Source organism: Aliisedimentitalea scapharcae, from assembly GCF_045277565.1.
Classification (GTDB): domain Bacteria; phylum Pseudomonadota; class Alphaproteobacteria; order Rhodobacterales; family Rhodobacteraceae; genus Aliisedimentitalea; species Aliisedimentitalea scapharcae.
The window spans coordinates 2,246,962-2,272,273 of the sequence record NZ_CP123584.1; the positions used below are offsets into that span (position 1 = coordinate 2,246,962).

Sequence of the window (25,312 nt, forward strand, 5' to 3'; positions counted from 1 at the left end):
AGCGAAAAATGAGGATAAGGCCATGAGCAGGGCCATTGCAAAAACCGGTGTGATCCGTGCCCTGGGCGCGATGAGCGGGACATCGTTGGACGGGGTTGATGCGGCCGTTGTCGAAACGGACGGGCAACAGATCTTTGGGTTTGGTGACAGCAAGTTTCGCGCCTATTCCACCGACGAACAGACGGTCCTGCGCCGTGCCCTGGGGCATTGGCAGGGGGCCGAAGTCACCGCTGCGGCCCGGTTGATAGAAGAGACCCATACAGAGATTCTGAGCGAATTCGACGATGTTCAAGTGATCGGGTTTCATGGTCAGACCCTGGCCCATGCCCCGCGACTACAGGGGACGTTGCAGGTTGGTGACGGGGGCGTGTTGGCCGGACGGCTGGGCAAGCCGGTGGTCTGGGATTTTCGCAGCGATGACGTCGCGATGGGCGGCGAAGGCGCTCCGTTGGCCCCGTTTTTCCATTTCGCCTGCGCCAAATGGATCGGTGCCAGCGACCCCCTGTGTTTCCTGAACCTTGGTGGCGTTGGGAATCTGACGTATGTGGATCCGCGGTTTGACCAGCCCGAACAGCCAGGTGCGCTGCTGGCTTTTGACACGGGGCCCGCAAATGCGCCGGTCAATGACCTGCTTCAGGCCCGATTGGGACTTCCCATGGACCGGGACGGTGCCATTGCACAGTCTGGTACCGTGGAAACCGGTGCGTTGGAATTGTTTTTGGCAGAACCATATTTCTCACGTGTTCCGCCCAAGTCGCTGGATCGTAATGATTTCTCTGAAATGATCGGTTTGGTTGGCGAGCTGAACAATGCCGACGCAGCCGCGACTTTGACGGCGATGTGTGCCGCGGGTGTGGCAGAGGGAATGCAGCATTGTCCAACCCCGCCGAACCGGGTTCTGGTGACCGGCGGTGGGCGGCATAATCCGGTATTGATGGAGATGCTGCGGGTGTCTTTGGATTGTCAGGTGGACCCGGTGGAAACGGTTGGATTGGATGGCGATATGCTCGAAGCGCAGGCCTTTGCCCATCTGGCCGTGCGTGTGGCCCGGGGAATGGCGACGTCCTGTCCTGGGACAACCGGGGTGCGCGCCTGTGTCGGTGGCGGCACCCTCAGCGTTCCCGAAGATTAGGTTTTTGGTTTAACGTCTAGTTTTGCAAGTGTTTTATGTATTCTCCTGTGAACACAGCATAGCCTGGTGACGTTGATTTCAGATGCGCCCGGGTTATCGCATGGAACGCGGGCAATTGGTGAAACGGTACATTCGGGAACGAATGATGTTCCGCATGATAGGGCATGTTCCAGGCCAGAAACCGCACAAGGCGGTTGGTAAATGTGGTGCGCGAGTTTTCCAACATATTGGCCACAGGCGGGCATAACCCGTGTTCAGCCAACAGATAGGCCCGCAGGAACGGTTGGCCGATCAGCACCGGTATCAGCCAGACCCACAGCAACAAAGGTGAATACAGCAGGCTGGCCAGAGCGACGCCATAGACGGCGAGCAGAATTCGGGCTTCGCGTTGAATATCCTTTTGACGCCGGTCCGGCAGATACGAAGCCGCAGCCTGCCCACGAGCATTTGTGATCAGCGTGCTCAGCATGGCGCGCCAATATCCCCAGCCACTCAGATAGATCAGCCAGGTGCCCAGCGTTGATGGACGCGGCCCGTGTTCCAGTTCCGGGTCACGTTCGGGGTCATTGGTGAATTTGTGATGTGCCAGGTGAAAATAGCGAAACCAGACAAAGGGCAGGGCAATCGCCACAGCACAGAAATGGCCGACCACTTCGTTTATCCAGCGGGTTTCAAACGGGGTCTGATGGGTGCATTCGTGGCTGAGCGTGAACAGAAACACCAGCAGAATGCCGAGCGGCAGCATCAACACCGGCCACAAGGGTACCTTCACCGCGATTCCCAGCATGCACAGGGCAATCGCTCCCAGATACAGGGCCAGATGGCGCAGGCCTGCGGCATCGGACCGTTTGGTCAATTGGGCTTTGGTTTCAGCGGGCAGCGCTTTTATCAGCGCGGTGTGGTCAAGTATATCAGACATACTGGACAATATTGTCCAGTATCCGATTCGACACAAGGATGACCTGTGATGGTGCCAAATGTTGTCTGGCTCAGCCGCGGGGAATATCGAACCCCGGCTCTGCCAATACAAACCCGTCAAAATTGAAACCCGGTGACACAGTGCAGCTGACCAGGGTCCATGCCCCGGTGCTGTACGCCGCTTGCCAATGGCCCTCGGGCACAATGATCTGAGGCGCACCTTGGTCCAGATCCGGGCTCAGCACGTGGTCTGTCGCGGGGCCCTGGTCGGTTGCGCTCAGCGACAGGATCAGCGGTGCCCCTGCGTGAAACAGCCAGATTTCGGTGGCGTCGACCTTGTGCCAATGGCTGCTCTCCCCGGCATCCAGCAGGAAATAGATACATGTTCCCGTGGGCCGGCCATCGTTCTCTGCCCGCCATGTTTCCCGGTACCAGCCGCCTTCTGGATGTTGGGTTAGCCCCAGTTTTGCAATGATGTCCTGTGCTGTCATGGTGCGGCAGTCTCCGGTTTCAGGTCGAATTGGCTATGGTAATTCCGTGGGTACGCCATATCTATGCGTCATGAGCGTGAACATCCCCTTTGACAACAGTTTTGCCCGTCTGCCGTCGACATTTTTTGCACGTCAAACGCCGCACCCCGTGAAACAGCCCGCCCTGATCGGGTTCAACAGTGTTCTTGCCGACATTTTGCGTGTTTCCCAGGGTGACACAGTGGAGATGGCGCAGGTCTTTGCCGGAAATCAAATCCCCACAGGGGCCGAGCCATTGGCTCAGATCTATGCCGGGCATCAATTCGGGACCTTTAATCCGCAATTGGGGGACGGTCGGGCGATCCTGATGGGTGAAACCATTGGCCGCGATGGTTTGCGCCGCGACATTCAGCTCAAAGGGTCGGGCCAGACGCCGTTTTCGCGCCGGGGTGACGGGCGGGCCTGGCTGGGGCCGGTCTTGCGGGAATATGTGGTGTCCGAGGCGATGCATGCCTTGGGTATTGCAACAACACGGGCGTTGGCAGCGGTCGAGACGGGTGAAACTGTCTGGCGCGAGGGCGGCATGCCCGGGGCCGTGCTGACCCGTGTGGCCGCCAGCCACCTGCGCGTTGGCACCTTTCAATATTTTGCTGCGCGCAGTGACAAGACCGCTCTCAAGCAGTTGACCCAATATGCCATCGACCGGCATTACCCGGATGCCGACGGCCCGATGGGCCTGCTGCGCGCGGTGCGTGATGGCCAAAGCGCGTTGATTGCTTCCTGGATGTCTGTGGGTTTTATTCATGGGGTCATGAATACGGACAATTGTGCGATTTCAGGCGAAACCATCGACTATGGACCCTGTGCGTTCATGGATGTTTATCATCCGAACACGGTGTTCAGTTCGATCGACCGGATGGGGCGTTATGCCTATGCCAATCAGCCCGACATTGCGGTCTGGAATCTGGCGCAACTGGCAACCGCGTTGATCCAGCAGATGGAGGATCCGCAACAGGGCGTCGAACAGGCGACCGAAATCGTGCATGCAATGCCACAATTGACCCAGGATCTGTGGTTGGACCGTTTCCGGGCCAAGCTGGGCATGACGTCAAAACGCGATGGAGATCTGGAGTTGATCACTGGGCTGCTCAACGTCATGGCAGAACACCAGGCCGACTTCACCAATACGTTCAACGCTTTGGCAAATAGCAAGGCGCGTGACCAGTTTGCCGATCCGCTGGCCTTTGATGCCTGGGCCACAGGCTGGCAAGCGCGCCTGGATGCAGAAGCAGACCCTCAGGCCACCATGCGGGCGGCGAATCCATTGTTCATTCCCCGCAATCATCGGATCGAAGAGATGATCGCGGCCGCCGTCAACGGCGACTATGCTCCGTTTCATCGGCTCAACCGGGTTCTGGCGCGGCCCTTTTGCGACCAACCCGAGGACGCCGATCTGATGGCAGCACCGCTGCAGCAGGAGATTGTACAGGCCACGTTCTGCGGAACCTGAGCCCGTCTTCTGGTTAAAATATCATCGGGGGACGAGGGATGCAATTCGCCGCCGGTGGGGGACAAACCGCCCCCTTCTACGCCTGGCGATTGTATAACTGGCGCTGCTCACTTGCGGTTGATCAGCACCACACCGACCGCCACCAGACCAAGAGCGGCCCAAATCTCGGGCCCGACACGTTCGCCCAACAGGATCCAGCCCATCAGAACTGCCAGAACGGGCGACAGGAAACTGAAGGACGCGACCGAACTGGCCCGATACCGTTTGATCAGCGAAAACCACAGCATATAGCCGAAACTGGCGATAAATACTGCCTGAAAGGCCAGGCTGGCATAATGAATGGGCTGCGGGTCGCGGATCAAGGGGCCAAAGATCGGGGCCAGGATCAGCATCACCGGTGCAGACACCAGAAGTTGAAAGAACAACTGGGTCACGGGGGGCACGTGCGCCTGTGGTGTCAGGCGCAGACACAACGCAATTGCAGCCCAGCCAAAGGCGGCCAGCAAGGCCAGGGCATCCGCCCACAGATTGGCCGTGCCGCCGTCACGGTCCAACAGCGCCAACACCACACCACCCATGGCCAGAACCAATCCGATCGCACGGATTGGCGTCAGCGCTTCGCCAGGCAACAGGAAATGCGCCACCAGCGCGAGCCAAACCGGCATCGAATAGAACAGAATCGATACACGCGCGACCGATCCCAGATCGAGCGCTGCAAACAGACACAGGAATTCAAAGGCAAACAACAGGCCAGCAATCACGCCCCATGTAATTGCCCCGCGCGGCAACACGCCCAGCCGCTGGCGACGCACAGCCATCCAGAGGACCAGCACAACAAACCCCAGGACCGAACGAATCCCGGCCTGAAACAACGGGTTGAACCCACTGCCGGTCCATTTGATGACCACCTGATTAAAGGCCAGAAGTGTCGCGAACCCGATCAGGGCCGCCGCTCCGAACCCATCGATTGCGCGTTTTTGTTCCATGGCGCAACAGGAGGCTCAGAAGCTTGCCATGTCAAGCAAACTGTTGTGCCTGCCACAGAGACGCGGCGCGGAGCGTTGGAAACCCGGGCACAGATCCGCAAATTCGAAACCAGAGGCAAAAACGCCGGTTCCCCTGTGCGCAAACATTAGATAAAACACGGGTCCAGTCGCCGATGGGGAACCGAGATGCCGGATACGATTATCGCACGCTGCGAGTCCAAAGGACTGCGCATGACAGGCCAGCGCCGTGTGATTGCACAGGTGCTGCAGGACAGCGCCGACCACCCCGATGTCGAAGAGCTTTATACCCGTGCCAGCGGCGTTGATTCCGGTATTTCCATTGCGACCGTCTATCGGACGGTCAAATTGTTCGAAGAGGCGGGAATTCTGGAACGGCTGGAATTTGGTGACGGGCGCGCCCGCTATGAAGATGCCGACCGCGACCATCACGACCATCTGATCGACCTGAACACAGGCGAGGTGATCGAATTCTGTGATCCGGAAATCGAAGCCCTGCAAGAAAAAATTGCGGCCAAGCTGGGGTACAAGCTCAAGGGTCACAAGTTGGAACTCTATGGGGTTCCAACCCGGAAACGCTGAGCAATTGGCGCGCTTTCATCACGTTTCGTGATATGGCGGGCCAAGAATAGTCATGAACACTGTCGGAAACGCGCTTGCCGTGTCGCAAAGTTTTCGGTCTTGCTGCGTCGGGAGCCGCCGCGTTGATTGGCAATGTGGATCTGGCCCCGAGTTTTGGAAACGCGCATGAACAACATCAACGGCATTTTGCTGGTGATTGCCTCTATGGCGGCTTTCACCCTGGAAGACATGTTTATCAAACAGCTGTCGGTCGATGTTTCGACCGGGCAGATCATGATGGTGCTGGGGGGCTTTTGTTCGCTGGCCTTTGTTGGCATGGCTGTTGTGTCGCGCAAGCCGATCTTTGTCGCCGAAGCCTGGCGTCCGGTGCCGTTGATCCGCGCGCTGATGGAGGCGTTGAGCGCGCTGACGTTCATCACCGCGTTGTCGTTGGTCGAGATCTCGACCGTGGCGGCGGTATTTCAGGCGACGCCTTTGGTCATTACCATGGGGGCTGCTCTGTTCCTGGGCGAACAGGTCGGTTGGCGCCGGTGGAGCGCCATCTGCATTGGGTTTCTGGGCGTTCTGCTGATCATCCGTCCCGGTCTGGACGGATTCCAGCCCGAGGCCCTGTTCGTGGTGCTGACTGTCGTTACGGTGGCGGCCCGTGATCTGATCACGCGGTTGATCGACCCCAAGGTTTCGTCGGCCGTGGTGTCGTCGCAGGCGTATTTCTCGTTGTTGGTGGCCGGTGCGATCTTGATTGCCCTGTCGCCTGAAACGGTGGTGCCGCTGGCAGCTGGGCAGGTGTGGATATACGGGGGGGCCGTGCTGTTCGGAATCGCCGGGTATTATGGCATTGTAACGGCAATGCGGGTGGGGGATGCGTCGGCGGTAACACCGTTTCGTTATACCCGTTTGTTGTTCTCGATACTGGTCGGGATGCTGGTGTTTGGGGAACAGCCGGATTCATTGACCATGTTGGGCGCGACGCTGATCATCGGGTCAGGTCTTTATACCTTTATGCGCGAACGCCGGATGGCACGGGACATGAAAGGGGCGGCGGCTGCGGCCTGCTGACCCAGAGGCAAATTTATTTCCCCCATGTTGGCGCAAACACCGTGATGTTAGCCCTAAACTGCCGTTTTTAACCGTGTTAGCGATAACGTCTGCGGTTTACATTTGGCCTGCTGCTGCTATGACGCAGGGCAACTTTGTACTTGATATGACCTAGCCGAGGATCGACGAATGAGCACCATTATCGACATTCACGCCCGTGAAATTCTGGACAGCCGGGGGAACCCGACGGTCGAAGTTGACGTGATCCTCGAAGACGGCACCATGGGCCGTGCGGCGGTGCCATCGGGTGCGTCGACTGGTGCCTATGAGGCGGTTGAAAAACGTGACGGCGACAAAAGCCGGTATCTGGGCAAAGGGGTTCTGGAAGCGGTTGCCGCCGTGAATGGCGAGATCGCCGAAGAGCTGGTCGGGTTTGATGCCACTGAACAGGTCGCTGTGGACAGCGCGATGATCGAATTGGACGGCACAGAAAACAAGGGCCGTCTGGGTGCCAATGCCATTCTGGGTGTGTCGATGGCTGTGGCCAAGGCCGCTGCCGATTTCACCACTCAGCCGTTGTATCGCTATATTGGTGGTACGTCGGCCCGCGTTCTGCCGGTGCCGATGATGAACATCATCAACGGCGGTGAACACGCTGACAACCCGATCGACATTCAGGAATTCATGATCATGCCGGTGGCCGCCAGCAACATCCGCGAAGCGGTGCGCATGGGATCCGAAGTGTTTCACACCCTGAAGAAAGAGCTGTCGGCTGCGGGCCTGTCGACCGGTATCGGTGACGAAGGTGGGTTTGCCCCCAACATCGCGTCGACCCGCGAAGCGTTGGATTTCGTACTGAAGTCGATTGAAAAGGCGGGCTACAAGCCAGGCGAAGAAATCTATCTGGCGCTCGATTGTGCCGCGACCGAATACTACAAGGATGGCAAATATGTCCTGTCCGGCGAAGGCAAGACGCTGACATCCGAGGAAAATGCAGCCTATCTGGCGGCGCTGGTCAATGACTACCCGATTATTTCGATCGAAGACGGCATGTCCGAGGATGATTGGGATGGCTGGAAGGCCCTGACCGAAACCCTGGGCGACAAGGTACAGCTGGTCGGCGACGACCTGTTCGTGACCAACCCGGTGCGTCTGGCAGAAGGCATTGAACGTGGCTGTGCCAACTCGATGCTGGTCAAGGTCAATCAGATCGGCACGCTGACCGAAACGCTGAAAGCCGTCGATATGGCCCACCGGGCCCGGTACACAAATGTGATGTCGCACCGGTCGGGTGAAACCGAAGACGCCACAATTGCCGACCTGGCCGTGGCAACCAATTGTGGTCAGATTAAAACCGGCTCGTTGGCGCGGTCCGACCGGTTGGCGAAATACAACCAGCTGATCCGCATCGAAGAACTGTTGGGCGAAGTGGCCGAATACGCAGGCCGTTCGATCCTCAAGGCGTGATTGCCTTTTGCCCGCATTTCAAAAGGTCCGGTGTTGAACCGGGCCTTTTTTCATGTCATCCGGGGCGGTCTCACCGATATTGATGGGCGCGTGCGCAGTTTGTGAGAGACGGCATTGGGGCTCTGCCCCAAACCCCGAGGTATTTTGCACCAGAAAGAAGCGGCAGGTCCGCTCTCCTGTATCCAGTTTTGGCATATCATCTTTGGCACATGGGTATTGTGTAAATTCGCCATCGGTGGCCTGATTTGTCTCAGCTGCCCGGAAAATCATAGTGGCGGATCGTGCGAAAGGCGACCAGCTCGGCTTCGGCCGGGTCGATATGGGCATCCTGGTAATCCTCACCCACGAATGATTTGAGTGCGTCCAGATCCTCCCAGATCATGATGAGGCTGAATTCACGGGGGGTTTCCGGGCGTGGCCCACCGGGCAGGACCTGAACAATTCCCTTGGTTGCCTTCATCATCGGAACAGCTGATTGAAAGAAGAATTCGGCGAATTCCTCCTCCTTTCCCGGATGGGTGACAACCTGAAATACACGCATAATCATAGAACCAACCTCCCTGATTTAGATTAAGGGTTTGGCGTCCTGTGTATGTCCTGCCATCTGTCGGTTATTGTCGGACCCGCCGTATCGCGGGTTTGTCAGTGTCCTGTGACCCCGAACGGATCCTTGCCGTCATAAGGTTTGATCGCGGGCCCTGCCAAAGCACGGAACTGTTGGAGATTTTCGATGTCATGGAGACGAATACGGGAGACCCGGTCGCCTTGTGGCATGTTAATCATCCTGTGCTGTGCAACGTGTTTGCGTCACCAGTATAACACAGACTGCGGTTCAAAGGTGTTTGGTCATCAACATGTAATTTTCACGCGGTTCGAATCTGCTGCGTAGATACAGGCGTCGGGCGGCTTCGTTGTTGCGGTCAACTTCGAGGTGCAAGGCCTTGAGACCCGCCGCGGACAGGGCCTTGGGCAGTTCGTTCAGCACATCGGTTGCGATGCCGCGCCCGCGCACTGCGGGGCGGATATAGATTTCATCAACGAACCCATCCATGCCGCCGAATTCCACCGACCAGCCAAAACTGACAACCACATAGCCCAGTGGAGCCCGGGCCGGACCGATCAGGTAGACACAGCCATGCGGGATACCCTGTAGCAATGGCAGCAGGGCGTCGCGGCGGGACTCGTTCGTGCCTTGCAGGTTCGCTTCGGTGTGAAAGGCCGTGACCAGGGTCATGAGCCGGTCCAGATCCTCGGAGCGGGCGAGATGGAGGGCAGTGCTCATTTCGGGTCGTCCAGTGCTCTTTGTTCCACCTTGTCAATCCAGGCGGATTTGCAGATCCCATAGTCACAGCCGCCATCCGGGTGGCGGGCCGCACAATGGGCTTTTTGCGCGGTGTAGGCCGCGCGCAAGGCAGAGTTGTGCACCAAGGCGTCGCGAAAGGCCAGATGGCGGCGGATATCGGGGGAACCGGCTGAAAAGCAGTGCGCCTGAAACAGGCGGAGGCCTGTGTCGGGATCATTGCGGCCCAGACATCGCCGCCCGGTCCTGTCGAGTGTGCCACACCAGTCGTAGCCCAGCTGTTCCAGCTCCGGGCGCGCCGCGTCGCAGGCTTGGAGGTCGTGAAACACTGCCAGCAAATCAATGATCCCGCGTGCCGGGAGGCCGGGGATGGCGGTGGACCCGATGTGGTGGATGGCAACCAGGCCCAACACGCCAGTTGACCGCCAGAGGTCAGCCTCACGTTGCGCCTGCCGGGGCCAATCCGGATCGGGCGCGACCAGCAGGCTCATAAACACGCGAGCCGCTCGGTCAATAGATCAAAGAAGCCGACATCATCAACAGATCCCATGAACATCGCATTGGCAGGTCGGTCGGTGACGCCCCACCAATCGGCGACGGTCATCCCCAGCGTCAGCTCCGAACCGGTTTCGATCTCGACATTGATGTGACGACCTGAAAACAGATCCGGGCGGATCAGATAGGCCGTGACACATGGGTCGTGCAAGGGGGCCCCATCCGAACCGTATTTCGCCTTGTCGAACCGTTCAAAGAAGTCGGTCATATCCGCAACGGCACGGCCAACCCGGGTTCCCAGCGCCCGAAAGGCGTCGTTGCGGGGTTTGGTGACCAGAACCTTGTGGGTGACATCCAACGGCATCACAGTAATCGGAGCACGTGATTTGAAAACAATATCAGCGGCTTCGGGGTCGACGTAAATGTTGAATTCAGCCGCCGGGGTAATATTGCCCACTTCGAAATAAGCCCCACCCATCAGCACGATCTCCTGGATCCGACTGATGATATCGGGCGCTTGTTCAAAGGCTTTGGCAATATTTGTCAGCGGACCCAGCGGGCATAATGTTACCGTGTTTGCGGGGTGCGTTCGCAGGGTGTCGATAATGAAATCGACCGCGTGTCCCGGGGCCAATGGCATGGTGGGCTCTGCCAATTCCGGGCCATCCAGCCCGGTCTTGCCATGCACATGTTCCGCTGTGGTCAATGTGCGTCGCAGCGGTGCGCTACATCCGGCAAAGACCGGGACATCTGGTCTGGCGGCCCATTCACAGACAATGCGTGCATTTTTCTGGGTCAAAGCCAGGGGAACATTCCCGGCCACGGCGGTGATGCCGAGCACATCAATTTCGTCTGGGCTGGCGAGCGCCAACAGAATGGCAACTGCGTCATCCTGGCCAGGATCGGTGTCGATGATAATCTTGCGCGCGCTCATGCCCGTCTCCTGTCAAGCCACTGCAAGGCGCGACTGTGTCAATTGAGGGGGCCGTTGTCCAGAACCCGATTGAACCTGCCCGATTGATTCTGTCCAATCGAGCATTGCCGTGATCACGATCGGCGTTCGTCGTGTTTGACCGCGTCCCACAGCGCATCCATCTCGGCCAGATCGCTGTCTTCGGGACGTTTGCCACGTTGGGCCAGCTTGGCTTCGACGGCTTCAAACCGGCGGATGAACTTGGCATTGGCCCGGCGAAGGGCGGCTTCGGGTTCGACGCCCAGATGGCGCCCCAGATTGGCCATGACAAACAGCAGATCGCCGAACTCTTCTTCGATTGCCGCATGGGGCAGGGTATCGCGCGCTTCGACCAATTCGGCGGATTCTTCGGCGATTTTGTCGATCACATGGCTGGCATCGGGCCAGTCGAACCCGACACGCGCCGCGCGTTTTTGCAATTTGTACGCCCGCAACAGCGCAGGCAGGCCAACAGCGACACCATCCAACGATCCCCGTTGTTCCAGGCCCGCCCGTTCCGCCGCCTTGATCGTTTCCCAATCAACGGTCTGCTGATCGGCGGATTTGTCCCGGCTTTCGTCGCCGAACACATGCGGGTGGCGGCTGACCATCTTGTCGGACATGGTCGTGACCACGTCCTGAAAGGTGAAATGCCCGGCCTCGGTTGCCATCTGGGCGTGAAACACGGATTGAAACAGTAGGTCGCCCAATTCACCCTTCAGCTCGTCCCAGGCGCTCCGGTCGATGGCATCGGCCACCTCATAGGCTTCCTCGATCGTATAGGGGGCGATGGTGGCAAAATCCTGCTCAATGTCCCAGGGGCAGCCGGTGTTCGGATCACGCAGACGGCGCATGATTTCCAAAAGACGTTCGATTCCGGCCTGTTGGTCGTGGATCAGGGGATTTTCGGGCATTGCAGTGGCCTTTGTTCCAGTGTCAGATGCATCAATCCCGAGTCTGACCCAGGAGTCCAGCCCATGCCGGTCGTGAACCGCATTGCCGATTATGCCGACGAAATGAAAACCTGGAGGCGGCATTTGCATCAAATCCCCGAGCTGGAATTCGATTTGCCCAAGACATCCGCCTATGTCGCTGAAAGATTACGGGAAATAGGCGTGGACGAGCTGCACACCGGAATCGCCCAGACCGGGATGGTGGCGATCATCACCGGGCAGGGTGACGGTCCGACCATCGGGCTGCGCGCCGATATGGATGCGCTGCCGATCACGGAGGAAACCGGCGTGGATCATGCATCGACCCATGCGGGCAAAATGCATGCCTGTGGCCATGACGGACATACGACGATGTTGCTGGGGGCGGCGAAATACCTGGTGGAAACCCGCAATTTCTCTGGCCGGGTCGCGTTGATCTTTCAGCCAGCCGAAGAAGAAGGCGGTGGAGCCGGGATCATGGTGCAGGAGGGGATCATGGATCGGTTCGACATCGATCAGGTGTACGGGATCCACAATATGCCCGGCGCGCCGCTGGGTGAATTCGTGACCTCTCCCGGCCCGCTGATGGCAGCGGTGGACACATTTACCATCAACATTCAGGGACGTGGTGGCCATGGGGCGATGCCGCATGAAACCAAGGATCCGGTGATGGCGGCCTGTGGAATTGCCACGGCAATCCAGACCATTGTCAGCCGTAACAACTATGCGCTGGATGATTTGGTGATCTCGGTCACCCAGATCCACACCGGCACCGTCAACAATGTGATTCCCGATACCGCCTATATCAACGGCACCGTGCGCACCTTTGACGCCGAGGTGCAAAAAATGGTGATGCAGCGTATGGCCGACATCGCCCAAGGACAGGCAATTTCATATGGGGTCACGGCGGAGCTGGATTATGAGATTGGTTATCCCTCGACGACCAACCACGCGGAAAACGCCAAATTCGCCGCCGATGTGGCCCGCGAGATTTCGGGCGATGATCGCGTCACCGACGATGCAGCCCCGGAAATGGGGGCCGAAGATTTTTCCTATATGCTTCTGGCACGTCCTGGGGCCTATCTGTTTATGGGGCAGGGCGATGGTGCCGGGTTGCACCATCCGAAATACGATTTCAACGACGACGCATCCCCAATTGGTGCATCGTTCTTTGCCCGTTTGGTTGAACGGGCCCAGCCAATTGGCTGACAGGCACGGCAAATGAGTGACAAGAGCGGCTCTCTGCGTTATTTGATCAAATTATTTGATGCAGGACAGGAAGGTTGAGACATGGCACTGGAAGACGCAAAGAATGCAATTGATGATGCGTTTACACGTGAGAATCTGAAAGGTGTCAGCAACGAGCTGACCTTTGGCGGGGCCACATCGTTTCTGCGCCGCAAATACACCAAGGATCTGACGGGGGTGGATATTGCCGTCACGGGCGTACCCTTTGATCAGGCGGTGACCAACCGACCGGGAACCCGGTTGGGTCCCCGTGCCATCCGCGAAGCATCATCGTTGCAGGCGTTTGACGAACCTTATGGGTGGCCGCATGATCCGCTGAGCAATCTGGCGATTGTGGATTATGGAGATGTGGCGTTCGACTATGCCAATGTGCCCGAATTTCCCGCGACCCTGACGGATCATATCCGCGGTATCCTGAAACAGGATGTCGCGTCGGTCGTGTTGGGCGGGGATCACTATATCAGCTTCCCGATCCTCAAGGCCTATGCCGAAAAATACGGGCCGATTTCGCTGCTGCAATTTGATGCGCATACCGACACATGGCCCGATGACAACATGGACCGGGTTGATCATGGCACCATGTTCTACAAGGCGGTGAAATCTGGCATCGTTGATCCGGCGACGTCGGTTCAGGTGGGCATTCGCACCACCAATGAGGACACCTTGGGCGTGAACATCATCGACGCCCCGACAGTGCATGAAATTGGGTCGGTGGAAACTGCCCGCCGGATCAAGGATATTCTGGGTGACCGCCCGGTCTATCTGACCTTTGACATCGACGGGCTGGATCCGGCTTTTGCGCCTGGTACTGGCACGCCGGTCTGGGGGGGGCTGACGTCCGCCCAAGCGGCGCGGATCCTGCGCGAGATTGCCGGGATTAACATCAAGGGCGGCGATATCGTCGAAGTGTCGCCCCCGTTTGACACCACTGGGGCAACGGCCATCGCCGGGGCGCATGTGGCCACTGAAATCATCTGTCTTCTGGGCTGGAACAAACTGAAAAATGACTGAATTCAATCAACCGATCAGCGGCAATGACCTGGCGCGGTTCTCCGGGCCGAACACCTTCATGCGTCTGCCGCAGGCGGATTCGCTGGAAGGGCTGGATGTGGCGATCCTGGGCGTGCCGATGGACATTGGCACCTCTTGGCGGTCGGGCACCCGGTTCGGTCCCAAGGAAATCCGCGCCGAAAGCGCAATGATCCGCCCCTATAACATGGCGACCGGCGCGGCTCCGTTTGACAGCCTGCAGATGGCTGATATTGGCGATCTCGCGATCAATACATTTTCGTTGTCCGACAGTCTGCGCATCATCCAGGAGAGCTATGCCGCGATCCTGGATACGGGGGTCATCCCTGTGGCCATGGGCGGGGATCATTCGATTACTTTGCCGATTCTGCGCGCGATTGCCCAGAAACACGGACCCGTGGCGTTGGTGCATGTGGACGCCCATGCCGATGTGAATGACGAAATGTTTGGCGAACGCGAAACCCACGGCACAGTGTTCCGCCGCGCCTATGAAGAAGGGCTGTTGGTGGCTGACAAGGTGTATCAGATCGGCATCCGCGGGTCAGGATATGCCGCGACCGATTTCACCGAGGCCCAAGGGTGGGGGTTCCAGCAATTTCCGGCCTGGGAGCTATACCATCGGTCGCTGTCGGGCATGGGGGGCGAAATTCGCCGCGATATCGGGTCGCGCCCCGTATACGTGACCTATGACATCGACAGTCTGGATCCGGCTTTTGCCCCGGGGACAGGAACGCCAGAGATTGGCGGGCTGACAACACCGCAGGCGATGGAATTGATCCGTGAACTAAAGGGGTTGAACATTGTCGGCTGTGATCTGGTCGAGGTCTCACCGCCCTATGACACATCGGGCAATACGGCGCTGACCGCGGCAAATCTTCTTTATGAGCTGTTATGTGTTCTGCCGGGCGTAACCGCGCGTTAGGATCTGATCAGCCAGTATTGGACACGCTCCGGTTTGCCGGGGACTTCAGCTGCGCCATGGGGCATGGCAGGGGTGACGTCAGGTTAGTCATCGCTTTGCTGCGCAAGACGCCATAACGACATAGGGGAACATGAATGGGGCGCGTGATGACCGGATTGTTGATCCTTTTTGCTGGGGTAGTGATTGCATTTGGGTATGTGCGTTTGGCCCCCAGCGATCCTGTGTTCTGGCACAAATTGCCAGAGATCAACGCAGACAAGGATTTCAAACGGGGGGTGATCCGCGTGGTCGAAACCGGACCGGACGGATTGGCACGATTGAGCCAGATCGCCACAGAAAGCCCGCGCACCAAAATCCTGGCCGGCTCTATCGGCGACGGTATGATTACCTTTGTCACCCGCACCCGCGTTGTCGGGTTTCCCGACTATACCACGGTGCAACAGGACGGTCCGCATCTGAAAATCTATGCGAGATCGCGGTTCGGGCGTTCAGATCTTGGGGTAAACCGTAATCGGGTTGAAGCGTGGATCGCGGCGCTGCAATCGTGAGGACAAACAGCCTTCCTGTACCTCGCGCCACATCGGTACGTTCAACGACATCTGGCATTGCGCCATAAAGGCGCGCCCGTCCACAAACAGACAGATTGTTTCGCCCAAATCGACGCGGCTGCCGCTGCTGTCGGTGCAATAGCAATCCTGAACTGTTCCATCCGGGCGGGTCACATCGGCCACGCCAATTGCCGGGGCCAACAGTGCGATCAAGCAAAGAATGTGTTTCATGCACCGAGCATACCACGCCATCCCCCTTGACCAAAGCCCCGTGATGTCGGACACCGCGTCATGGTTCCAGAAGATCGCTTAGAACAGATTGTCCAACGGTTTCAGTATCTCGAAGCCGCGATGTCCGATGGGGCCAGCGGCAGCGATATCGCGGCGCTGGCCAAGGAGTATTCCGATCTGAAACCGGTGGTGGACCAAATCACCGGTTATCGTCAGCTGGTGGCTGAGCTGGAGGAAGCCGAGCTGATGTTGGCGGATCCGGACATGAAGGAGCTGGCCGAGGAAGAAATTCCGGCTCTCAAACAGAAGCTGCCCGACGCCGAACGTGCGTTGCAGCTCGCCCTATTGCCCAAGGATGAGGCAGACCGCCGACCGGCGATCCTGGAAATCCGGCCCGGTACGGGCGGGGACGAGGCGGCATTGTTCGCCGGGGATCTGCTGCGCATGTACCAGCGCCATGCCGAAGCGCACGGCTGGAAGGTTGAAATCCTCGAAGAGCAGGTCACCGAATTGGGCGGGATCAAGGAAGTTGTCGCCCACATCAAGGGCGACGGCGTGTTTGCGCGGCTCAAATACGAATCCGGTGTGCACCGGGTCCAGCGGGTCCCCACCACCGAAAGCGGTGGGCGAATCCATACGTCCGCTGCAACTGTCGCGGTGCTGCCCGAAGCGGAAGACGTGGATATCCGGATCAACAGCAATGATCTGCGCATTGATACCATGCGCAGTTCGGGTGCCGGTGGGCAGCATGTCAATACCACCGATTCGGCGGTCCGGATTACCCACCTGCCAACCGGCATTGTGGTGACCAGTTCCGAGAAATCCCAGCATCGCAACCGCGAGATCGCAATGCAGGTGTTGAAAACTCGGCTTTTTGATCTCGAGCGTCAACGGGTGGACAACGAACGGTCAGCTGATCGGGCATCGCAGGTTGGGTCGGGTGACCGCTCTGAACGGATTCGCACCTATAACTTCCCACAAGGTCGCCTGACGGATCACCGGATCAACCTGACACTGTATCGTCTGGATCAGGTGATGCAGGGGGATCTGGATGAAATCATCGACGCCCTGACTGCAGATGCACAGGCCCGGATGTTGGCGGAGATGGGGCAGTGAAGATTGCGCCACAAACGGCGGCTCAGGCCATGGTGGCCGCAACTCACAAGCTGCGCGCAGCAGGGGTTGCGGACCCGGCACGGGATGCCCGGATCCTGCTGGCCCATGCCGCCCGCGTCGATGCCAGCCGCGTCACGTTGATCGCGCCCGAAAATTTGGCCCCGGACATCGCGGAACGCTATGACCAACTGATTTCGTTGCGTGCTGTGCGTGTGCCGGTTTCACATCTGATCGGTGAACGTGAATTTTATGGCCGCAGGTTCAAGGTCGGGCCAGAAGTGCTTGATCCCAGGCCGGAAACCGAAACTCTGATCGAAACAGCGCTGAGCCAACCTTTTGATCGGGTGCTGGATCTGGGCGTGGGGTCGGGCTGTATTCTGGTGACATTGCTGGCCGAGCGCACGCAGGCCACTGGGGTCGGGGCCGACGTCAGTGAAGCGGCATGTCTACAGGCCAGTGCCAATGTGGTCCTGCATCGGGTTGCCGATCGCGCTGAAATCCTTCTGTCGGATTGGTTCGACGCAATCGTCGGCACATTCGACCTGATCGTGTCCAACCCACCGTATATCGCATTGGACGAAATGGACGGCCTGTCACGCGAAGTCCGCGATCATGAACCTGTGCTTGCGTTGACTGACGGCGCAGACGGGTTGGAATGCTATCGGCGCATAGCCCCCCGGGTGACCGATTTTCTCAACCCCGGCGGCCGGGTCATGGTTGAAATCGGCCCGACACAGGGGCAGGCGGTTGCCAGCTTGTTCCAAGCACAGGGGCTGCGCCGGATTCGGGTCGTTCCGGATCTGGATGGTCGGGATCGGGTTGTCTGTGCTGTGCGCGCGTCCTAGTCGAAAAATTGCGACAGAAATACCGATTTTCGGGCAAAATGTGTAAAAATACCAGTCTGACCCTTGTGCGCCCGCGCTGGACGTGTTTACTCAGAGGTGTCGCAGCGAGGACTGAAACTGAACTGCCTCAGCGACGCTAAGCCCAAAATTGGCGAGACCCACCAAGTTCAAAACGCATTACGCGTCGGGTGGAGCCATCGCAAAAGCAATAAGGCTGACGTTAGGTAAATGAGATCGTCCAAGTCACGTTCGCGGAACAAATCGAACCGCAACCGCCCGTCCGGGACCAATGTTATCAACCGGGTGTTTGATAGCTCGGGTCCTGAAGGTAAGGTGCGCGGTACGCCGCAGCAGATCATCGACAAATATAACCAGCTGGCACGCGATGCCCAGCTGTCCAATGACCGTGTTGCGACGGAAAACTTTCAGCAACATGCCGAGCATTATCAGCGTCTGCTGAGCGAAGCGATGCGGGAAATGGAAGCCAAACGCGAAGAGCAGGAACGTCAGAACCGGGAACGTCAGGCTGACCGGGATCGCGAACGCGCCGAGCGTCAAGAACGCGAAAGCGTTGCGCGCTCTGATGATCCGGCACAGGCACCACAGCCCGATGTCCGTGATATGGGTGTACAACCTGTAGCGACGCCGGAAGATACCGGATTGGTCGACACGCCTGAAGGCACCGACAAGCCGGCCGAGAAGGCACGGCCGCCGCGCAAACCTGCATCCCCGCGCAAAAACACCCCCCGCAAGGAACCGGCAGCGAAATCCGACGCGGCTCCTTCTGCGATGGAAACAGCTCCCGGCGCGGATGGCGTCGAAGGCGACGGCGCAGCTCCGGCCAAAAAGCCCCGCCGCAAGCCGAGCCCACGCAAGAAAGTGGAAGCCAAACCAGCCGATGCCAGCCCCGATGCCGCTCCTGCGCCATCTGGCGATTCCACGGAAGCGGCCGAATAACCCTGTCAGACGAGCTCTGAGAGGGTGGTTTCCCAATCCTTGAAAGAACCTCCCATGCGGCCCATCGCGTGGGAGCCCAGATACAGGCGTTTCAGCATCTGGGCTTTTTGGCGGGCGATCGGATCCGATATGTCAGGGTGAATTTCCCTGACAACGGATTCCAATGCATCCGTCAGGCGATTTAGAATACGATCGCAGGCGATGACGGCCACGGGATCGGTCGGACCCAGTTCCACAATTGCATTGCAGATGAAACAGCCCGCGGTCCGGGACGGTTTGGCCGTGTGGTATTCTGTGCGCAGAAAGAAATCCGTCAGTCTTTGTCTGGGTGTGCCGTTGGCGGCGTTGGTCAGCAGCGCCACTGCCGTGGTCATGCGGGTATCCCCATAGTGTTGAATCGCCCGCAGATAGACCGAATGTTTGTCGGTAAACGCCTTGTAGAACGACCCGCGCGTCAATGACATCGCATCCAGAAGATCAGGCAAGTTGGTCGCGGCGTAGCCTCGGGTCCAGAACATGACCATGGCGCCTTCCAATGCATTGGTTTCATCGAACTGTCGGGGGCGGCTCATGGACTCTCCTCGCGGGTCTTGGCCCGATCACAAAAATCGCCCGAACCGGGTTCGGGCGACGGATTGGTCAAAATATATGGAATTCCGACAGATGTTCAATCTGCGGGACTGGTCACGATTCGGGCAGCTGCTGGGGGTGGGAAAATCCCAATGCCGGGCGTTGGGCATGAGATCCGAACTTGACCGACCCATCCAACAGCCCCGCATGAACCGTGGACCAATTGGCCTGTGACTGTTGCAGAAGCTGGTCTTTGTTCTTTAGGAAACGGTCCTTTACCTCGGCCGACCAGGTAACATACAGCTTGTCATCCGCGATGAACCACCCGTCCAGGAAATCGACTTCGGCGGCATATCCATGAGCAACAGCCCAGGCACACCATCCATTGTTCTGTGGGGTGAATTTCTCGGGTGCGGCTTCAAACGCGGCCTTGTTTTCTGCATTGGCAAACACCCAAACCCGACCTTTGAAAGTCGCGCGATGGGCCTGATCGCCCTTGGCAGGTTTGTTTTGGGTGAAATAGGCAACTGGATCAAATCCGTCCATGGCAATGCCACGGCTGGTCGAGTTGACGACGTGATCGTGAAAATCACTGGCCTGAGCCGGGTTTGGGGGCAGTGCCACGGCCAGGAACATGGCCAGAAGAGACGCGATTACAGAAAATTTCATTTGATCCTCCTGTTATGTACCAATCGGTACCTTAATATTCGGAACCATTTGGTACATAACTTGCGGGTAAAATCAAATCTTTGATCATCACGAAGCCGTGATGGTCAAATGCGCCTCATAGGATCCCGAAGCAAAGGGGGAAATTTCATCTGGCGGCAGCGACCGATCGAGCCAGGGCGCAAAATGCTTCCAATGAAACCTGTTCGGCCCGCTCGGTTGGCGCGATTCCCACAGCGTTCAGGTGATCTTCGATATTTGGTGCCACCGATTTGAGAGAGGCCCGCAACATCTTGCGCCTTTGATTGAACCCGGCGGCCACAACCTGCGACAGAACTTTGGCATCTGCGGGGAAACGCGGTTCGGGCAGAGCGGTCAGATGCACCACTGCGCTGGACACTTTGGGCGGCGGAGTAAAGGCCCCTGGGGGCAGGGACAAAACGATTCTGGCCTCTGTGCGCCATTGTGCCAGGATGGCCAGCCTCCCATAGGACTTGGACCCAGGCTCGGCCACGATCCGCTCGGCGACTTCGCGCTGAAACATCAGTGTGAGACTTTGCCAGAATGGCGGCCATTGCGGCGGGGTCAACCAACGCACTAGCAATTCGGTCCCCACGTTGTAGGGCAAGTTGGCCGCAACCCGCACGGGCGGGGTTAGATACTGCAACGGATCAATGTCCAGCGCGTCGCCGTTGATCACCTGCAGCTGTCCCGGATAAGCGGCTGCGATCTCATCCAGCGCGGGCATGCAGCGACTGTCTTTTTCCACCGCCAGCACCCGACGCGCACCTTCGGCCAACAAACCGCGGGTCAAACCGCCGGGGCCGGGGCCGATTTCCAGAACGTCACACCCGGTCAGATCCCCGGCCTGGCGGGCAATCTTGGCCGTTAGGTTCAAGTCGAGCAGAAAATTCTGCCCCAGCGATTTTCGCGCGGCGATCTGATGGGTGTCGATCACCTCGCGCAGAGGGGGGAGTGAATCGATGGAGCTCATGCGTGGGCGGCTTTCTTCTGGGCCATCTCCCAAGCCAGCTTTAGGGCCTGGATCAGACTGGACGGATTGGCGATGCCCTGACCGGCAATGTCAAAAGCGGTACCATGGTCGGGCGAGGTTCGGATGAACGGCAGGCCCAAGGTGACATTGACCCCATTGTCGAAATCCAGCGTCTTGATCGGGATCAGCGCCTGATCATGATACATGGCGATGGCAGCATCATAACGGGTGCGCGCGGCGGCGTGAAACAATGTGTCGCCGGGCAGGGGACCGATCAGGCCATAGCGCGGTGCCAATTCCGCAACCAACGGCGCGATCCAGTCAAGTTCTTCTTGACCCATTGCGCCGCCTTCGCCGGCGTGTGGGTTAAGACCAGCAATGGCAATGCGGGGGGTGGCGATCGAAAACTGTTGTTGCAGCCCCTGGTGGGTGATGTGAATGGTGTCGCGCAACAGGTCTGGCGTCAGCTGTTTTGGTACCTCGGACAGGGCAATATGAATGGTGGCGGGCACCACCCGCAACTGTGGACTGGCCAGCATCATCACAACACGGGTCGTTCCGGCCAAAGCGGCCAGAAATTCGGTGTGACCGGGATAGGCAAATCCTGCCCCGTCAATCAGCGCCTTTTTGTGGATTGGTGCAGTGCAGACTGCCGAGGCCGACCCGGTTTGCACCAGAGATACGGCGGTTTTGATTGCGTCGATTACCCCCTGGGCATTGCTGGGGTCGGGCTGACCGGGATGGGCCGGTGCTGCAAAGCTCTGGGCCAGGACCGGCAGTGAATCGGCAACGACATCACGTGCCTGATCCAGATCGATGATCCGGGAAATCGGCGTGCCGGTCGGCAGGTGGTTCGGGTCGCCGATCCAGACGAATGGACAGGTGTCGCGCAGCTGAGACCAGGCTGCAACAGCCAGTTCAGGCCCGATCCCCGAGGGGTCGCCACAGCTGAGCGCAATGGGCGGGATCATTTATCAAGAATGACCGCATCGGCCCGCAATTGATCCAGAAGGCTGGTGGAAAACGCCGCAAGCCGTTGCTGGGTCAACCCGTCCGCGATCTGTGCGCGCGACGCATCCTGCGCCAATTCCGCCGTGCGCCCGCACATCATCAACAGCAGCAGCGTCTGGCCATTGTTGCGGGTCAGAACGGTGGAAATTTCTCCCTGATCCAGTTTGGCCAGCTCAACAGCGATATCGCTGGGAATGTCCGAAGGGCTTAGTGATTGACGGTCCAGCAGTTCGGGGGGCTGACCCTTGGCAACACCATACAGATCATCACACGTGTCAACACGGTCGGCAACTGATTTGGCGGCGGCCAACGCTTCGGGGGTGCGCCCGCCTGCAATGCGATAGGTGGCGTATTCAATGGCGGCATAGCGGGGGGCTGAAATATTCGCTTCGCGCACGCCACGCAATTGGAACAGTGCCAGGGCATTGTCCAAACGCATCGGGTTGGTCACATCACCAGGTTGCAAGGACAACAGCGTCGGACGCAACGCAGGCGGAAGCTGGTCAAGCGAAAGCCACCCCAGACGCCCGCCCTGATCCCGAGAGCTTGCAGCCGAGAATTGAGAGGCCAAGCTGGAGAATTCCTCGTACGAGGTTGTCTGTTGAGCGTCTGCGGCAATTGCTTCGACTTGGGTGATGTTTTGTTCCGTAACCGGCATGATCAGTTCAGACAGGAGAATCTGCACCGACGATCCGCCGGATTGCCCCATGGCCCGGTCGATTTCAGCTTCGCTGGGACGGGCGCGGGACAAATAGCGGTCGGCAATGTATTCGCGCCAGCCCAGGCCAATTTTGACAAAATCGCGAAAGGTTTCGGGGGAAACGCCGTTTTCACCCAGAATTTTGATGAACTCGTCTGGCTTCAATCCGGTTCGCGCCGCAAAATCGACAATACCCTGTTGGATGCTTTCATCCGAGACCACCAGCCCTACGTCGTCGAGAACCTCCTGACGCAGGCGATCGTCGATCAGTTCCTTGCGCGCCGTTTCGACAGGATCGCCCGGTGCCCGCAGCAATTCCATCAACAGCGCACGCTGCTCCAGTTCGTACTGGGAAATCACGGATTCATTCACTGAGATCGCCGGTGAAAACAACCCTCCGGCGATAGCAGGAACCGGCAATGCCAATCCAGCGGCAATGACGAGGGACGCCAGCGAGTGCTGTGCGATGCGGGTCAGGTGCTTGGGGGTCAGGAATGTTTGCATGCTCGCCTGTATTTTTCTGTTCCGCCGTCTACGGAAAATCCGTTGAGTGAGATGGTAAACCCGAAGTCGGTCGACGGTTCAATACTCGTCGACGAAGTGTAACGCCTGTTGAGCGAAAGATCGACCGTGATACATTCGTTTTGATACACTAGGCCAATCCCGGCCCAGGAGGCTTGGGATCCTTCGATGTCGTAGCGCACATTGGCGCTGGCCGTCCAGAAGTCGGTCACGTCATAGCTGCCGTCGAGCCACAATTCGGAAGTGGGAATTGCCCGTCCTTCGGCCGCGTCCGCGTCCAGCCACAAGAAGGTTCCCGACAGTTTGGTCCTGTTCGAGACCCAATCTCCGCGCAACTCGGTTTTGGAAAAGCTCAGACCGCCGTTCAGCAATCCGCGCGCCGTAAAGGCCAGGCCGGAAGCCGTGGAAATCTGACCGGCAAGCAGGATGTCCGACGAGGTGCCGCTCAGCCCGGATGTGGTCGAGAAATTCGGATCGGCGGGCTCTCTGAAAACCTGACCGATGGTTGCATAGGCATTCCAGCCGCCTTGCAGATACTGTGCCCAATTGACCCCATAGACCAGGGTCAGGCCTTCTTCGCGTACATCGTTGGAAGGAAACCGGGACAAGGCCAACAAGTTTCCCTGATCGAATTCGACAAAATTGCTTTCGTCGTTTGCGACCTGCGGTCCCGCGACATCCCGCCAGCCCAACTGAACGATCGGTTCAAAGAAATGCGTCGCCCCCGTTGATCGTTGCGCCGCCATTGGAAGTCGCAGCGTCAGCGCAGTTCGGGGAATGGTCCGGTTGGAGCGGGATGGATAGGCGGGATCATCGTAAATCCCGAAGGTGTCCGCGGCGACGCCCATTTCCCAATCGGCAACCAGACCGCTGTCGAGAATCCATTGTCGCCGCCAGTTCACGTCAACGGTGGCACGGGCAACGTCCCGACCCACGGTCGCCGGCGGTCCTGGGGTTGTCACGGATCCAGCCCGCCGGTGTCCCTGTGCATCCAGACCCAGGCGCAATTCCCCCCCGATCTGGGTTGGGAACAATCGCTTTTCATACTGAAAATGCAGGATGTTGGTCGGAATTTGGTCTTCGTCTTCACCGTCGCGTTGGGATTTGTAATCCACCAATGCCAGGCGGATCAATTCATCCCGCCGGGCGCGCTCCAGAGAGATTTCGCTGCGCAGGCGGTCTTCGTAGGGCAAACCGTAATCCAGAAGATATGCATCGTCAGATACTGATTTGATATCAAAGGCAAATCTGAAGTCACGGGCCAGGTTGAACAAACCAAAGGCGTTCAGATATCCGCGGCTGTTGTTGGGTTCCAGGTCATCGTCGGTATAGGCACCTTCGACAGTAACCCATCCGGTGCGAAAGGCCTGGCGATAGCGAAAATCCAATGTCCGGGTCTTGGATGACAGATACGGGGCCAACGTCAGGTCCTTGTGGTCACCAAGCCGAAAGAAGTACGGGACCTTGATCCCTGTACTCAATTGGGACGTTGTCCGGACGGTGGGTATCAGAAAACCTGTCGCCCGCTCCAACGTCGGATCGGGCAGGCGCATCCCGGGAAAATAAAAGATCGGGACATCCAGAATTCGCAGCTGCGCATCTTCGAAATACAACTGGCGTTCCAGCTGATCATGCGTGATCTTTCTGGCCCGGATTTGCCATAGGGGCGGACGACCATCTTCGCAGACATGACAAGAGGTTACAGCCGTTTTATAAAGCTGAGAGTACCGCCCTCCGACCCGTGTCATCTGAAGCGAGGCCAACTGCAGCTGTTGCTGGAACACCATGCGCGCCCCGATCAAAAGCCCATTTTGCAGCGCTTTATCCATTTCCGCCGAATTGGCCAGGATCGTGATTTCGTCGCCCTGGTCGATACGGATTGGACCGTCGATGGTCAACGTGTCGGTTTCCCGGTCAAACAGGATACGCTGGGCTTTCAGGCGGGTTTCCCCGTGGAAGGCCTCGACGTTGCCCTGTGCAATCAATTGGCGGTCTGGCGTGATGAACACACTGTCGGCCACCAGCACGGCTGGTTGTGGCTCCTGCTGGGGTTGCGCGGAGGGCTGTGCAGGTTGGGTCTGCGCAGACATCGGCAAGGTCGAAACCGCCAGCGCCAGCGGCACAACTGTGGAAAGAAGCAATGCGCGGATCAT

The 25,312-nt window shown here is 58.4% G+C and carries 28 protein-coding genes; 12 read left to right on the plus strand and 16 right to left on the minus strand.

Going from position 1 to position 25,312, the window contains the following annotated elements:
* Positions 1-22 precede the first annotated feature (22 nt).
* Complete coding sequence (locus QEZ52_RS10610; protein WP_406644312.1) at positions 23-1,132, plus strand: anhydro-N-acetylmuramic acid kinase; 1,110 nt, start codon at positions 23-25, stop codon at positions 1,130-1,132.
* A 16-nt stretch (positions 1,133-1,148) separates the two neighbouring features.
* Here QEZ52_RS10610 and QEZ52_RS10615 read toward each other — a convergent pair whose 3' ends face one another.
* Both QEZ52_RS10615 and QEZ52_RS10620 read right to left on the minus strand, forming a co-directional pair.
* Positions 1,149-2,051 (minus strand): fatty acid desaturase, encoded by a 903-nt coding sequence (locus tag QEZ52_RS10615; RefSeq protein ID WP_406644313.1) that lies wholly within the window; start codon positions 2,049-2,051, stop codon positions 1,149-1,151.
* A gap of 70 nt (positions 2,052-2,121) precedes the next feature.
* Positions 2,122-2,541, minus strand: coding sequence for a cupin domain-containing protein (locus QEZ52_RS10620; RefSeq protein ID WP_406644314.1), 420 nt, complete (start codon positions 2,539-2,541; stop codon positions 2,122-2,124).
* Positions 2,542-2,611: 70 nt separating this feature from the next.
* Between QEZ52_RS10620 and QEZ52_RS10625 the strand changes: the two genes are divergently transcribed.
* Positions 2,612-4,030 (plus strand): protein adenylyltransferase SelO, encoded by a 1,419-nt coding sequence (locus tag QEZ52_RS10625; protein WP_406644315.1) that lies wholly within the window; start codon positions 2,612-2,614, stop codon positions 4,028-4,030.
* Between the two features lie 107 nt (positions 4,031-4,137).
* On the opposite strand, the gene QEZ52_RS10630 is transcribed toward QEZ52_RS10625, so the two are convergent.
* Positions 4,138-5,016: a DMT family transporter gene (locus tag QEZ52_RS10630; protein WP_406644316.1), complete on the minus strand. Its 879-nt coding sequence runs from the start codon at positions 5,014-5,016 to the stop codon at positions 4,138-4,140.
* Positions 5,017-5,202: 186 nt separating this feature from the next.
* Here QEZ52_RS10630 and QEZ52_RS10635 point away from each other — a divergent pair, with 186 nt between their 5' ends.
* The 3 genes from QEZ52_RS10635 to eno all read left to right on the plus strand — a co-directional run bounded on the left by QEZ52_RS10635 (position 5,203) and on the right by eno (position 8,121).
* Positions 5,203-5,616, plus strand: a complete 414-nt coding sequence (locus QEZ52_RS10635) for a Fur family transcriptional regulator (protein WP_406644318.1) — start codon at positions 5,203-5,205, stop codon at positions 5,614-5,616.
* Positions 5,617-5,781: 165 nt separating this feature from the next.
* On the plus strand, positions 5,782-6,675 hold the full coding sequence (locus QEZ52_RS10640; RefSeq protein ID WP_406644319.1) for a DMT family transporter: 894 nt from the start codon (positions 5,782-5,784) through the stop codon (positions 6,673-6,675).
* Between the two features lie 168 nt (positions 6,676-6,843).
* Positions 6,844-8,121, plus strand: coding sequence for a phosphopyruvate hydratase (eno, locus tag QEZ52_RS10645; RefSeq protein ID WP_406644320.1), 1,278 nt, complete (start codon positions 6,844-6,846; stop codon positions 8,119-8,121).
* Positions 8,122-8,371: 250 nt separating this feature from the next.
* On the opposite strand, the gene QEZ52_RS10650 is transcribed toward eno, so the two are convergent.
* The 6 genes from QEZ52_RS10650 to mazG form a co-directional block, all read right to left on the minus strand.
* Positions 8,372-8,668: an antibiotic biosynthesis monooxygenase gene (locus QEZ52_RS10650; protein WP_406644321.1), complete on the minus strand. Its 297-nt coding sequence runs from the start codon at positions 8,666-8,668 to the stop codon at positions 8,372-8,374.
* Positions 8,669-8,763: 95 nt separating this feature from the next.
* The gene (locus tag QEZ52_RS10655; RefSeq protein WP_406644322.1) at positions 8,764-8,895 is read right to left on the minus strand and encodes a hypothetical protein; all 132 of its coding nucleotides are present in this window, start codon (positions 8,893-8,895) and stop codon (positions 8,764-8,766) included.
* A gap of 58 nt (positions 8,896-8,953) precedes the next feature.
* Positions 8,954-9,403: a GNAT family N-acetyltransferase gene (locus QEZ52_RS10660; RefSeq protein ID WP_406644323.1), complete on the minus strand. Its 450-nt coding sequence runs from the start codon at positions 9,401-9,403 to the stop codon at positions 8,954-8,956.
* A complete protein-coding gene (locus QEZ52_RS10665; protein WP_406644324.1) occupies positions 9,400-9,912 on the minus strand; it encodes a GrpB family protein in 513 nt (170 codons plus the stop codon). Before QEZ52_RS10665 ends, QEZ52_RS10660 begins: the two co-directional genes overlap by 4 nt.
* On the minus strand, positions 9,909-10,850 hold the full coding sequence (locus QEZ52_RS10670; protein WP_406644325.1) for a nucleoside hydrolase: 942 nt from the start codon (positions 10,848-10,850) through the stop codon (positions 9,909-9,911). The genes QEZ52_RS10665 and QEZ52_RS10670 overlap by 4 nt, the downstream gene beginning before the upstream one ends.
* A gap of 113 nt (positions 10,851-10,963) precedes the next feature.
* The gene (gene mazG / locus QEZ52_RS10675; RefSeq protein WP_406644326.1) at positions 10,964-11,782 is read right to left on the minus strand and encodes a nucleoside triphosphate pyrophosphohydrolase; all 819 of its coding nucleotides are present in this window, start codon (positions 11,780-11,782) and stop codon (positions 10,964-10,966) included.
* A 63-nt stretch (positions 11,783-11,845) separates the two neighbouring features.
* Here mazG and QEZ52_RS10680 point away from each other — a divergent pair, with 63 nt between their 5' ends.
* From QEZ52_RS10680 to QEZ52_RS10695, 4 genes are all read left to right on the plus strand, one after another.
* Complete coding sequence (locus tag QEZ52_RS10680) at positions 11,846-13,009, plus strand: M20 aminoacylase family protein (protein ID WP_406644327.1); 1,164 nt, start codon at positions 11,846-11,848, stop codon at positions 13,007-13,009.
* 81 nt (positions 13,010-13,090) lie between these two features.
* Positions 13,091-14,059 (plus strand): agmatinase, encoded by a 969-nt coding sequence (gene speB / locus QEZ52_RS10685; protein ID WP_406644328.1) that lies wholly within the window; start codon positions 13,091-13,093, stop codon positions 14,057-14,059.
* Positions 14,052-14,999, plus strand: a complete 948-nt coding sequence (speB, locus tag QEZ52_RS10690; protein ID WP_406644329.1) for an agmatinase — start codon at positions 14,052-14,054, stop codon at positions 14,997-14,999. Before speB (QEZ52_RS10685) ends, speB (QEZ52_RS10690) begins: the two co-directional genes overlap by 8 nt.
* 134 nt (positions 15,000-15,133) lie before the next feature.
* Positions 15,134-15,547, plus strand: coding sequence for a DUF1499 domain-containing protein (locus tag QEZ52_RS10695; RefSeq protein WP_406644330.1), 414 nt, complete (start codon positions 15,134-15,136; stop codon positions 15,545-15,547).
* On the opposite strand, the gene QEZ52_RS10700 is transcribed toward QEZ52_RS10695, so the two are convergent.
* Complete coding sequence (locus QEZ52_RS10700) at positions 15,488-15,778, minus strand: hypothetical protein (protein ID WP_406644331.1); 291 nt, start codon at positions 15,776-15,778, stop codon at positions 15,488-15,490. The genes QEZ52_RS10695 and QEZ52_RS10700 overlap by 60 nt on opposite strands.
* 60 nt (positions 15,779-15,838) lie before the next feature.
* Here QEZ52_RS10700 and prfA point away from each other — a divergent pair, with 60 nt between their 5' ends.
* The 3 genes from prfA (at position 15,839) to QEZ52_RS10715 (ending at position 18,696) form a co-directional block, all read left to right on the plus strand.
* Complete coding sequence (prfA, locus tag QEZ52_RS10705; RefSeq protein WP_406644332.1) at positions 15,839-16,894, plus strand: peptide chain release factor 1; 1,056 nt, start codon at positions 15,839-15,841, stop codon at positions 16,892-16,894.
* Between the two features lie 29 nt (positions 16,895-16,923).
* Positions 16,924-17,739 (plus strand): peptide chain release factor N(5)-glutamine methyltransferase, encoded by an 816-nt coding sequence (gene prmC, locus QEZ52_RS10710; RefSeq protein ID WP_406650433.1) that lies wholly within the window; start codon positions 16,924-16,926, stop codon positions 17,737-17,739.
* 228 nt (positions 17,740-17,967) lie between these two features.
* A complete protein-coding gene (locus QEZ52_RS10715) occupies positions 17,968-18,696 on the plus strand; it encodes a DUF4167 domain-containing protein (RefSeq protein ID WP_406644333.1) in 729 nt (242 codons plus the stop codon).
* Positions 18,697-18,701: 5 nt separating this feature from the next.
* Here the strand turns inward: QEZ52_RS10715 and QEZ52_RS10720 are convergent, their stop codons facing one another.
* From QEZ52_RS10720 to QEZ52_RS10745, 6 genes are all read right to left on the minus strand, one after another.
* Positions 18,702-19,268, minus strand: a complete 567-nt coding sequence (locus tag QEZ52_RS10720; protein WP_406644334.1) for a TetR/AcrR family transcriptional regulator — start codon at positions 19,266-19,268, stop codon at positions 18,702-18,704.
* 112 nt (positions 19,269-19,380) lie between these two features.
* Entirely contained in the window at positions 19,381-19,935 is a 555-nt protein-coding gene (locus QEZ52_RS10725) for a YHS domain-containing (seleno)protein (RefSeq protein WP_406644336.1), read from the minus strand.
* 145 nt (positions 19,936-20,080) lie between these two features.
* The gene (rsmA, locus tag QEZ52_RS10730) at positions 20,081-20,926 is read right to left on the minus strand and encodes a 16S rRNA (adenine(1518)-N(6)/adenine(1519)-N(6))-dimethyltransferase RsmA (RefSeq protein WP_406644337.1); all 846 of its coding nucleotides are present in this window, start codon (positions 20,924-20,926) and stop codon (positions 20,081-20,083) included.
* Positions 20,923-21,897, minus strand: coding sequence for a 4-hydroxythreonine-4-phosphate dehydrogenase PdxA (gene pdxA, locus QEZ52_RS10735; protein ID WP_406644338.1), 975 nt, complete (start codon positions 21,895-21,897; stop codon positions 20,923-20,925). Before pdxA ends, rsmA begins: the two co-directional genes overlap by 4 nt.
* Positions 21,894-23,141, minus strand: coding sequence for a peptidylprolyl isomerase (locus tag QEZ52_RS10740; RefSeq protein WP_406644339.1), 1,248 nt, complete (start codon positions 23,139-23,141; stop codon positions 21,894-21,896). The genes pdxA and QEZ52_RS10740 overlap by 4 nt, the downstream gene beginning before the upstream one ends.
* The gene (locus tag QEZ52_RS10745; protein ID WP_406644340.1) at positions 23,126-25,312 is read right to left on the minus strand and encodes an LPS-assembly protein LptD; all 2,187 of its coding nucleotides are present in this window, start codon (positions 25,310-25,312) and stop codon (positions 23,126-23,128) included. The genes QEZ52_RS10740 and QEZ52_RS10745 overlap by 16 nt, the downstream gene beginning before the upstream one ends.

Coding starts and splice junctions, on each gene's coding strand:
- QEZ52_RS10610 (WP_406644312.1), top strand. CDS start 23: ATGAGCAGGGCCATTGCAAAAACCGGTGTGATCCGTGCCCTGGGCGCG.
- QEZ52_RS10615 (WP_406644313.1), bottom strand. CDS start 2,051: ATGTCTGATATACTTGACCACACCGCGCTGATAAAAGCGCTGCCCGCT.
- QEZ52_RS10620 (WP_406644314.1), bottom strand. CDS start 2,541: ATGACAGCACAGGACATCATTGCAAAACTGGGGCTAACCCAACATCCA.
- QEZ52_RS10625 (WP_406644315.1), top strand. CDS start 2,612: ATGAGCGTGAACATCCCCTTTGACAACAGTTTTGCCCGTCTGCCGTCG.
- QEZ52_RS10630 (WP_406644316.1), bottom strand. CDS start 5,016: ATGGAACAAAAACGCGCAATCGATGGGTTCGGAGCGGCGGCCCTGATC.
- QEZ52_RS10635 (WP_406644318.1), top strand. CDS start 5,203: ATGCCGGATACGATTATCGCACGCTGCGAGTCCAAAGGACTGCGCATG.
- QEZ52_RS10640 (WP_406644319.1), top strand. CDS start 5,782: ATGAACAACATCAACGGCATTTTGCTGGTGATTGCCTCTATGGCGGCT.
- eno (WP_406644320.1), top strand. CDS start 6,844: ATGAGCACCATTATCGACATTCACGCCCGTGAAATTCTGGACAGCCGG.
- QEZ52_RS10650 (WP_406644321.1), bottom strand. CDS start 8,668: ATGATTATGCGTGTATTTCAGGTTGTCACCCATCCGGGAAAGGAGGAG.
- QEZ52_RS10655 (WP_406644322.1), bottom strand. CDS start 8,895: ATGCCACAAGGCGACCGGGTCTCCCGTATTCGTCTCCATGACATCGAA.
- QEZ52_RS10660 (WP_406644323.1), bottom strand. CDS start 9,403: ATGAGCACTGCCCTCCATCTCGCCCGCTCCGAGGATCTGGACCGGCTC.
- QEZ52_RS10665 (WP_406644324.1), bottom strand. CDS start 9,912: ATGAGCCTGCTGGTCGCGCCCGATCCGGATTGGCCCCGGCAGGCGCAA.
- QEZ52_RS10670 (WP_406644325.1), bottom strand. CDS start 10,850: ATGAGCGCGCGCAAGATTATCATCGACACCGATCCTGGCCAGGATGAC.
- mazG (WP_406644326.1), bottom strand. CDS start 11,782: ATGCCCGAAAATCCCCTGATCCACGACCAACAGGCCGGAATCGAACGT.
- QEZ52_RS10680 (WP_406644327.1), top strand. CDS start 11,846: ATGCCGGTCGTGAACCGCATTGCCGATTATGCCGACGAAATGAAAACC.
- speB (WP_406644328.1), top strand. CDS start 13,091: ATGGCACTGGAAGACGCAAAGAATGCAATTGATGATGCGTTTACACGT.
- speB (WP_406644329.1), top strand. CDS start 14,052: ATGACTGAATTCAATCAACCGATCAGCGGCAATGACCTGGCGCGGTTC.
- QEZ52_RS10695 (WP_406644330.1), top strand. CDS start 15,134: ATGGGGCGCGTGATGACCGGATTGTTGATCCTTTTTGCTGGGGTAGTG.
- QEZ52_RS10700 (WP_406644331.1), bottom strand. CDS start 15,778: ATGAAACACATTCTTTGCTTGATCGCACTGTTGGCCCCGGCAATTGGC.
- prfA (WP_406644332.1), top strand. CDS start 15,839: ATGGTTCCAGAAGATCGCTTAGAACAGATTGTCCAACGGTTTCAGTAT.
- prmC (WP_406650433.1), top strand. CDS start 16,924: ATGGTGGCCGCAACTCACAAGCTGCGCGCAGCAGGGGTTGCGGACCCG.
- QEZ52_RS10715 (WP_406644333.1), top strand. CDS start 17,968: ATGAGATCGTCCAAGTCACGTTCGCGGAACAAATCGAACCGCAACCGC.
- QEZ52_RS10720 (WP_406644334.1), bottom strand. CDS start 19,268: ATGAGCCGCCCCCGACAGTTCGATGAAACCAATGCATTGGAAGGCGCC.
- QEZ52_RS10725 (WP_406644336.1), bottom strand. CDS start 19,935: ATGAAATTTTCTGTAATCGCGTCTCTTCTGGCCATGTTCCTGGCCGTG.
- rsmA (WP_406644337.1), bottom strand. CDS start 20,926: ATGAGCTCCATCGATTCACTCCCCCCTCTGCGCGAGGTGATCGACACC.
- pdxA (WP_406644338.1), bottom strand. CDS start 21,897: ATGATCCCGCCCATTGCGCTCAGCTGTGGCGACCCCTCGGGGATCGGG.
- QEZ52_RS10740 (WP_406644339.1), bottom strand. CDS start 23,141: ATGCAAACATTCCTGACCCCCAAGCACCTGACCCGCATCGCACAGCAC.
- QEZ52_RS10745 (WP_406644340.1), bottom strand. CDS start 25,312: ATGATCCGCGCATTGCTTCTTTCCACAGTTGTGCCGCTGGCGCTGGCG.